Origin of the sequence: Actinomadura sp. KC345, from assembly GCF_004348515.1 — a bacterium.
GTDB lineage: Bacteria > Actinomycetota > Actinomycetes > Streptosporangiales > Streptosporangiaceae > Spirillospora.
This window is the reverse complement of record NZ_SMKH01000350.1, coordinates 1-7,491: the sequence shown is the minus strand read 5'-3', so window position 1 is coordinate 7,491 and position 7,491 is coordinate 1. Positions and strand designations below refer to the sequence as shown.

The window sequence follows — 7,491 nt, the reverse complement described above, 5'->3', positions numbered from 1 at the left end:
GGGGTGGACGGGCGTCCGGGTGCCGCGCCGGCCGATCGGGGACATGCGGGCCAGCAGGCTGGAGTAGGCCTCGAAGCCGTCGCCGCGGGTGAACCAGTCGCGGCCGAACCACCAGGCCAGGGCGAGGTTGACGGCCGTGTAGGCGAGGATGAGCGTCCCCACCAGGCGCGGGTCGGACCGGCCGGGGGCGACGAGTTCGAGCCACACGAACCCGGTGAGCCACGCCGCGGCCGGGAGGTAGCCGAGCCGGGCGGGGAGGGCGCGGCGTCCCGCCGGGGACGTCCGGGTGGCGCGGCACAGGGCGGCGTGCAGGGTCCGCAGCGGGTTGACGCGCCGCCAGACCGGCCCGAGCAGCACGCTCGCGGGGACGAGCCCGACCCAGAACGTCACGTACAGCGCCCACGGGGCCAGGTTGTCCTCGGTCGCGGGCGGCCCGGCGAACGCGGCGGCGACGACGAGGGCGGTGCAGGCCAGGGCGAGGACGCGTCCGGTCCAGGTGAGGGCGGGCGCGTCCAGGACGCGGGCGAGCGCGGGCGGAAGGGGACGCCCGGCGTCCGGGTTCAGGCGGGGCCGCGTCCACGCGGCGGTGAGGGCGGCGAACGAGGCCGCCACGGCGATCCCGCCGCCGGCGATGGCGGCGACCGCGTCCAGGGGCAGGTCGGTGCGGCCGCCGAGCCCGTGGGCCAGGACGTGCGTGCCGGGATCCACCGTCAGCCGACCTGGAGCTCGAACACGCGGGCGCCGGAGCGGTGCAGCTCGGCCTCGAAGACGCCGGGCGTGTCCGCGGTGAGCCGCATGGTCGCGGGACGCCCGGGGGTGAGCGCCATCTCCCGGTCGTAGCCGTGCAGGTGGAACTCGTCGGCGCGGTCGCCGGTGACGGTGATCTCCACGGTCGCGCCGCGCGGGACCTTCACCCGGGTCCGCGCGGTGCGGACCTTCCCGCCGGTCACGGTCGCGGTGACCGTGACCACGGACGGCCCGGCGCTCCCGGACGCGGCGGGCGCCCCAGAGGCGCCCGGCGGCCCGGAACCGCCCCGGGGCGCGGGCTCCCCGCATCCGGCCGACGCCAGCAGGGTCAGCGCCGCACCCGCCACCAGAATCCGCCGCACGCCCGCGCTCCTCTCGCTCCGGTGTCCCACACGACAGATTGTGACACTAGACAATGACACATTAGAAGGTGGCATACTCCGGTGGCGGGGCCGACGCGGCCCCCTCCTGGTTCCTGCGGCAAGGGAGCGCACCGGTGCTGAATCACCTGACGAGCCTGGACCACCTGCCGGGCGGCGGGGCCGGGGCCGCGCTGCGGCTGGCGGCCGAGGCGCCGCCGAACCCGGCGGGCGGCGCGGCGCTGGACCAGATCCTCATCGCCTCCGGCGGCGCCGCCGTCCTGACCGCCGCGCTGCTGGTGCTCGGGTGGGGGCACCGCAGCGGCCACGTCACGGTCCTCGCGCGGGCGGCGCGGCTGGCCGAGCGCGGGCCGGGACGCGGCACCCCCGGCTGGTCGGCGCTGCCGGCGCCGGTCGCGATGGTGTCGCTGCTCGTCGCGCTGCTCGGCATGTACTGGGACATCTCCCTGCACATCTCGCACGGCCGGGACGAGGGACCGCTGGCCAACATCGCCCATTACCCGATCCTCATCGGGCTGTTCGGCGTCTTCACCGCAGGGGTCCTGGCGATGGCGCTGCCCAAGGGCGAACGCCCCGGCGCGGCGTCGGTGCGGATCACGCGGGACTGGCACGCCCCCGCCGGCGGTGTGCTGCTGGCCGGCGCCGGGTTCTACGCGCTGCTCGGCTTCCCCCTCGACGACGTGTGGCACCGCATCTTCGGGCAGGACGTGACGCTGTGGGGGCCGACGCACCTGATGCTGATCGGCGGGGCCGGGCTGTCGCTGGTGGCGATGATGGTGCTGGAGCGCGAGGGCCGCCACGCCTTCACCGGACCGGCGTCGCGGCAGCCGCCCGGGTGGGTCCGCTACGTCCGGCGGTCCATGCACGCGGGCGGGCTGCTGATCGGGCTGTCGGTGTTCCAGGCCGAGTACGACTTCGGCGTGCCGCAGTTCCGGCTCGTCCACCAGCCGCTGCTGATCGCACTGGCGGCGGGCTGCGCGCTGGTCGCGGCGCGGCTGTGGGCGGGACGCGGCGGCGCGGTGCTGGCCGTGGCGTTCTACATGCTGGTGCGGGGCGGCGTGTCGGTGCTGGTCGGCTGGCCGATCGGGGAGCTGTGGGCGTCGGTGCCGCTGTACTTCGCCGAAGCGCTGTGCGTGGAGGCGGCGGCGCTGCTGCCGGCCCGGCGGCCCCTGGCGCTGGGCGCGGTGGCGGGGGCGCTGATCGGCACGGCCGGGTTCGGCGCCGAGTACGCGTGGAGCCAGGTGGCGTTCCGGCTGCCGTGGACACCCGACATCGCGGCCGAGGGCATGCTCATGGCCCTGGCCGGCGGTATCGCGGGCGGCCTGTGCGGGGCCCTGCTGGCGGAGGGGCTGAAGGGCCGCAGCCCCCGCCCGGCGGTGGCGCGCGGGATCTTCGCGGGGGCGATCCTGGCCGTCGCCGCGTCCGTCGCGAACGGGCTCCTGATCAACGTTCCCCCGGACCGGACCGCGACCGTCACCTTGACCGGCGTGGAAGGCGGCGCCGGGCAGCGCACCGCGGGCGCCCGCATCGAGTTCTCCCCCGCCGCCGCGGTCGACGGCCCGGCCTGGGTGACGGTCACCGGATGGCAGGGCAGGGGCCTGCACGTCGACCACCTCGTCCGGGAAGGCGACGGTGTCTACCGGACGAGTGAGCCGATGCCGCTGCACGGCCAGTGGAAGACGATGATCCGCGTCCACGACGGGCGGACGCTGGCGGCCGTCCCCCTCTACCTGCCCGCCGACCCCGCCATCGGAGCGCGGCAGGTGCCCGCCCCGGCGGAGTTCACCCGTGACCTGCAGGGCGAGCGGACGATCCTGCAGCGGGAACTGAACACCGACGTGCCGGGCTGGGTGTGGCTGGCGTGCTCGCTGGTGGTGCTGGCGTGCACGCTGGCGCTGGTGCTCTCGCTCGGGTGGGGCGTCGCGCGGATCGCCCGCCGCCTCCCCGAACCAGCGCCCGAGCCCGCCTCGTCCGGGACGCCGGAGGAGGCGGGCACGTGACACCGGCCGAAGGGGTGCTGGCGACCCATCCGGTGGTGACGGCGATCCCGTTCTTCGTGCCGACGTTCATCGTGGTCGCGGTGATCGCCTTCCTGGTCTGGCGCGACCGCCGCCGCGACGGCGACCCGCCCGGCCCGGCGCCCGGCGAGCCACCGGACGCGCCGTAGAGTCCGCGGCCCTCCCGGCCGCAGCCGGCCCCTGGGCGGCTCAAGACGCGGGGTGGTCTTCGATGTCGGAGCCCCGCGGCCCGGCGGTACCTCTAGCTGCTGCGGGACGCCGCTTCCTCCAGGTCGTCGACGCTGCCGGACATGATCGTGCGGAGGTGTTCGGTGATCTGCGGGAGCGGCCAGTCCCACCAGGCAAGGGCGAGGAGTCGGTCGATGTCGGCCTCGCTGTGGCGACGGCGGATGAGGCGCGCGGGGTTGCCTCCGGCGATGCCGTAGTCGGGGATGTCGTCGGTGACGACGGAACCGGAGGCGATGACGGCCCCGTGGCCGATCCGGACGCCGGGCATCACCAGGGTCCGGTAGCCGAGCCAGACGTCATGCCCTACGACGGTGTCGCCCCGGCCGGGCAGTCCGGTGATGAGGTCGAAGTGCTCGGCCCAGGAGCCGCCCATGATGGGGAAGGGGAAGGTCGAGGGGCCGTCCATGCGGTGGTTGGCGCCGTTCATGACGAACCGCACGCCTTCGGCCAGCGCGCAGAACTTCCCGATGACCAGTTTCTCCGGCCCGTAATGGTAGAGCACGTTGCGGGTCTCGAACGCGGTCGGATCGTCCGGATCGTCGTAGTAGGAGAACTCTCCGACCTCGATCAACGGCGAGGTGACCAGTGGCTTCAACAGGACCACCCGTGACTGCCCGGGCAGGGGATGCAGGACGGTCGGGCCGGCGGGGACAGACGGCATCATGAGGTGTTTCCTTCCTTGAACGGTTTCCTGAAGGCGTGGTCTGCCGGCCTGGAGGACATCGGGGCCCCGGCGGCGGACGCCGTCATCGCCTATATGGCCAGATGGGAGCCCGCCAACGTCGGGGCAGGCGGCGCGTCCGCGCTTCGATCGCGCGCAGCTCGCTCAGCGCCCGGCCGATGACCTGCTGGACGTCGCGTCCGGCGGCAGCTTCCCGCCCTGGCGGCGATGACCGACGCCGCCGCCGGCTTGGACGACGATCTCGCCCTGGTCGGGCCGTTCACCCCCGGATCCGTTCTCACCGACGATCCCGGTGCGCTCGCCCGCGATGAGCGAGCAGGGCACCGAGTCAAATGACCGCCCACCCGCCGATCATGGCGTCCCTGATCGCCGCCACCGCGCCGCTGTACCACCACCTCGTGCTCCTCCGCACCCCGCCCGATCCGCACCTGCCCGGCCACGCGGCCAGAACCGCCGCCCTCGCCGCATCCGCCGGCGCCTTCGCCGAATCCCCTTCCGCGCCGGCAAGCGACACCTGAGTGAGACCTCTCCCGTTCCGCGTCCCCTGCTTGTGGGACGGCGCTGGAGGCCCTCACCGCGCGCACGATGACCGGCCGCAACGACCGGGCCGGCGACGTCGCCGGCGCGGGCGGTGCTCCAGGCGTCGGCCGCCTACGTCACCGGCCTGTCCCCCGGCCGGGCGAACAGGCCGGTCGCCTCGACCGCCTCGTCCGGCCCGGCGGCGTGCACGATGCCGCCGGGCGGCCGGCCGTCCTCGTCGTGGACGCGCCACCCGCCGAGCTGCACGACCGGGACGGTGGCCCGCCGCATCGCCAGGGCCAGCTCCGACAGCGTCCCCCACGACCCGCCGACGACGATCACGGCGTCGGCGGCGTTGACGATGACGTTGTTGCGCGCCTGCCCGAGGCCGGTGGGCAGCGCGACGGTGAGGTCGGGCCCGGCGGCGGAGCGGTCGGCGGCCGAAAGCACCCCGACCGTGATCCCGCCGGCGGCGCGGGCGCCCGCCGCGGCCGCGGCCATCACCCCGCCGTACCCGCCGCAGATCACCACGGCGCCGTGCCCGGCGAGCAGCCGCCCGGCCCGGTGGGCGTGGTCCCATTCCCGCTCGGTGCACTCGCCCGGCCCGCACACCGCCACCTGGACGGCCACGGCGCGCTACCCGGCGCCGTGCCGGGACGCGATCTCGTCGATCTTCGCGGCGAGGTCGAAGTCCTTGCCGGTCAGGCCGCCCGCGCTGTGGGTGGACAGCGCGAACGTCAGGGTGCGCCAGCGGATGTCGATGTCGGGATGGTGGTCGGCGTCCTCGGCGGCGCGGGCGACGTCGTCCACCACCTCGATCCCGGCCAGGAACGAGGGGGCTTTCACCTGCCGGAGGATCCGGTCGCCGTCCCTGCTCCAGGCGGGCAGGTCGCGCAGGCGGTCGGCGACGGCGGTGTCGTCGAGCGTGTCGGCCATCGGGCTCACTCCCTGTCCATCGGCGAAGACGACCCTCACCCCCGAGTACATCACGCACGCGGCCCCGCCACCCGGTCGGCCGAGCCTGTACGGCAGGGCGCCGGTGGGACCGGGGGCGAGCCGCCGGCCGGGTGTCCGGACCCGGCCGTGCCGCGGCGGGTCGTGCGCGGTCCGCGCCCCTTCCGGCGGGGCCGGGCCACCGGCGGGCTGGACGGTGTGGATTCCCCCACCGCCCGGCCGCGGTCAAACGGGAGCGCGGACTCGGGAGCCGGCGACTCCAACGGCCCGGCGGCGGCCGCTCCCCCGGCGGGCGTCGGCGGCGCGGGCCGGCGACGGATGTCGCCCGGCTTGATGATCTTGCCGAGTGGGCGGTGGATCTTCCTTGCAGCGCATGGTTCTGGTTGCTGGTCACGACGGCGACGGCGGTGTTGTTCGCGGTGCCGGTCGTGGGCGTCGCGCTCTCGGTCTCCGGGGACTGGCCCCACCGGCTGGGCACGGGCCTGGTGGTGGTGCTCATGGTCCTGCTCTGCGTCGGCGGGTACGCCCTGGTGATCGCCGCACTCGTCGCTTCGGGTGTGGGTGAGGCGGCGCTGGCCAGGCGGCGCGAGATCCGCGATGAGGTGCGGGGGCTGCGCCCGGGGTCGAACGGGCAGGGCCGGGTGCGGTGCTGCGTCCACCGGCGGTTCAGGAGGCACGTCCCTCGGGCGGGTCGTCCACCGAAACCTCCACGGTCGCCTGCACGGTGGACTCCGCCGTGGCCTGGGCCCATGCGTCGCCCGTCGCACCGGCCGTCGCACCGTCCGCCTCGGCGGTGGCCTGGACCACGACGGTCGCCGTGGTCCCGGGCGGGGGGCGGGTCGCGGCGATCCAGGTGGTCTTGGCGACGTCGACGACGACGTCGCGGGAGACGTCCAGGATCATGCCGCGCAGGGTGTCCTTCATGGCGAGCTTGAGCGCGTCGCGGAGCAGTTCGCGCAGGACGGCCTCGATCGCCGCGGTGAGGGTGCGGGAGGCGGCGCGGAAGGCCAGGTCGCGCGCGGTGCGGGCGAAGACGCTGCCGGCCGCGGCGGTGACCAGGTCCCCGGCGCCGCGGACGGCGCCGCGGACGGCGGGGTCGCCTGCGGCGCGCGCGGCCAGCTCGGCGGCCGCGTCGGCGAGGGGCGCCAGTTCGGGGGCCCCGGCGGCGTCGCGGGCGCGGTCGCGGACCGCGGCGGCCAGGTCGCGGGCCGCCTGCTCGGCGGTCTCGCGCACGACGCGGGCGACGACGTCGCGGCCGGCGATCATGGCGGCGTCGACGGCGGCGTCGGCGACGGTGTCGATCGCGGCGTCCACGACGGTCCTGGTGGCGGCCTGCACGACGGGTGCGGTCACGGTGCGGCCGGCGGCCTCCAGGGCGGCGTCGGCGGCGGCGCGGGCGAGCGGGCTGCCGGAGGCGAAGCGGCGCGCCGCCGCGGCCAGGGGATGCCGGACGGCCTGCTGGGCGGCCTGCTCGGCGAGCGTCATCGCCGTGGTGGCGGCTTCGAACGCGCCCGCCGTGGCGGGGTTGGCCGCGGCGGCGGCGCGGGCCTCGGTGACGGCGCGCTCGGCCACGCCGCTGGCGGCCTTGACGGCGGCGTCCCGGGCGGCCTGCTCGACGAACGTCATCGCGGGCGTCCCGGACATCTGCTCCAGGATGCGGGTCGCGGCGACCGCGGCGGCCCCGCGCGCCGCGTCGACGACGGGCTCACCGGCGGACGCGGCGGTCCGCGCCGCGTGCGCGGCGGCCGGGGCCAGCCCGTCCCAGATCTCCTCCAGCCGCTCGGCGGCGGCCCGGTCGGCCCGGCTCGCCCGTTCCGGAAGCCCGGCCCCGCCCTCGGGCCGGGGTTCCTGCTGGTCCCTGTCGTCCACGGTCACGCCCCTTTATCGCGATCCGCCCCCAAATCACCATAACTTCCGAACGGCGCAACCCGTTCCGGGCGGCGGCCCCGAAATACACCCGGGC

General features: G+C 75.9%; 9 protein-coding genes and 1 pseudogene. 3 read left to right on the top strand and 7 right to left on the bottom strand.

Annotated elements, in window-relative coordinates:
- A pseudogene (locus tag E1281_RS34870) lies at positions 1–708 on the bottom strand (hypothetical protein); the annotation flags it as partial.
- A 2-nt stretch (positions 709–710) separates the two neighbouring features.
- Positions 711–1,109: a hypothetical protein gene (locus E1281_RS34865; protein ID WP_131883967.1), complete on the bottom strand. Its 399-nt coding sequence runs from the start codon at positions 1,107–1,109 to the stop codon at positions 711–713.
- A 134-nt stretch (positions 1,110–1,243) separates the two neighbouring features.
- Between E1281_RS34865 and E1281_RS34860 the strand changes: the two genes are divergently transcribed.
- Together E1281_RS34860 and E1281_RS40795 are read left to right on the top strand one after the other, a co-directional pair.
- Entirely contained in the window at positions 1,244–3,127 is a 1,884-nt protein-coding gene (locus E1281_RS34860) for a hypothetical protein (protein ID WP_207943677.1), read from the top strand.
- Positions 3,124–3,294, top strand: a complete 171-nt coding sequence (locus tag E1281_RS40795) for a hypothetical protein (protein ID WP_165959233.1) — start codon at positions 3,124–3,126, stop codon at positions 3,292–3,294. Before E1281_RS34860 ends, E1281_RS40795 begins: the two co-directional genes overlap by 4 nt.
- A gap of 92 nt (positions 3,295–3,386) precedes the next feature.
- On the opposite strand, the gene E1281_RS34855 is transcribed toward E1281_RS40795, so the two are convergent.
- Both E1281_RS34855 and E1281_RS34850 read right to left on the bottom strand, forming a co-directional pair.
- Positions 3,387–4,037 (bottom strand): CatB-related O-acetyltransferase, encoded by a 651-nt coding sequence (locus E1281_RS34855; protein ID WP_243717715.1) that lies wholly within the window; start codon positions 4,035–4,037, stop codon positions 3,387–3,389.
- 162 nt (positions 4,038–4,199) lie between these two features.
- Positions 4,200–4,379, bottom strand: coding sequence for a hypothetical protein (locus tag E1281_RS34850; RefSeq protein WP_131883966.1), 180 nt, complete (start codon positions 4,377–4,379; stop codon positions 4,200–4,202).
- A gap of 8 nt (positions 4,380–4,387) precedes the next feature.
- On the opposite strand from E1281_RS34850, the gene E1281_RS34845 reads away from it, so the two are divergent.
- The gene (locus E1281_RS34845; protein ID WP_207943678.1) at positions 4,388–4,573 is read left to right on the top strand and encodes a hypothetical protein; all 186 of its coding nucleotides are present in this window, start codon (positions 4,388–4,390) and stop codon (positions 4,571–4,573) included.
- 133 nt (positions 4,574–4,706) lie between these two features.
- Here the strand turns inward: E1281_RS34845 and E1281_RS34840 are convergent, their stop codons facing one another.
- From E1281_RS34840 to E1281_RS42745, 3 genes are all read right to left on the bottom strand, one after another.
- On the bottom strand, positions 4,707–5,204 hold the full coding sequence (locus E1281_RS34840) for a TIGR00725 family protein (protein ID WP_131883965.1): 498 nt from the start codon (positions 5,202–5,204) through the stop codon (positions 4,707–4,709).
- Positions 5,205–5,210: 6 nt separating this feature from the next.
- Complete coding sequence (locus E1281_RS34835) at positions 5,211–5,510, bottom strand: 4a-hydroxytetrahydrobiopterin dehydratase (RefSeq protein ID WP_131883964.1); 300 nt, start codon at positions 5,508–5,510, stop codon at positions 5,211–5,213.
- A gap of 684 nt (positions 5,511–6,194) precedes the next feature.
- Positions 6,195–7,397 carry a hypothetical protein gene (locus E1281_RS42745; protein WP_165959232.1) on the bottom strand — a complete coding sequence of 401 codons (1,203 nt, stop codon included), beginning with the start codon at positions 7,395–7,397 and terminating at the stop codon, positions 6,195–6,197.
- Positions 7,398–7,491 lie beyond the last annotated feature (94 nt).

What these genes read in the sequence shown, in the direction of transcription:
- E1281_RS34855 (WP_243717715.1), bottom strand. Translation starts at nt 4,037, where the DNA reads ATGATGCCGTCTGTCCCCGCCGGCCCGACCGTCCTGCATCCCCTGCCC.
- E1281_RS34845 (WP_207943678.1), top strand. Translation starts at nt 4,388, where the DNA reads ATGACCGCCCACCCGCCGATCATGGCGTCCCTGATCGCCGCCACCGCG.
- E1281_RS34835 (WP_131883964.1), bottom strand. Translation starts at nt 5,510, where the DNA reads ATGGCCGACACGCTCGACGACACCGCCGTCGCCGACCGCCTGCGCGAC.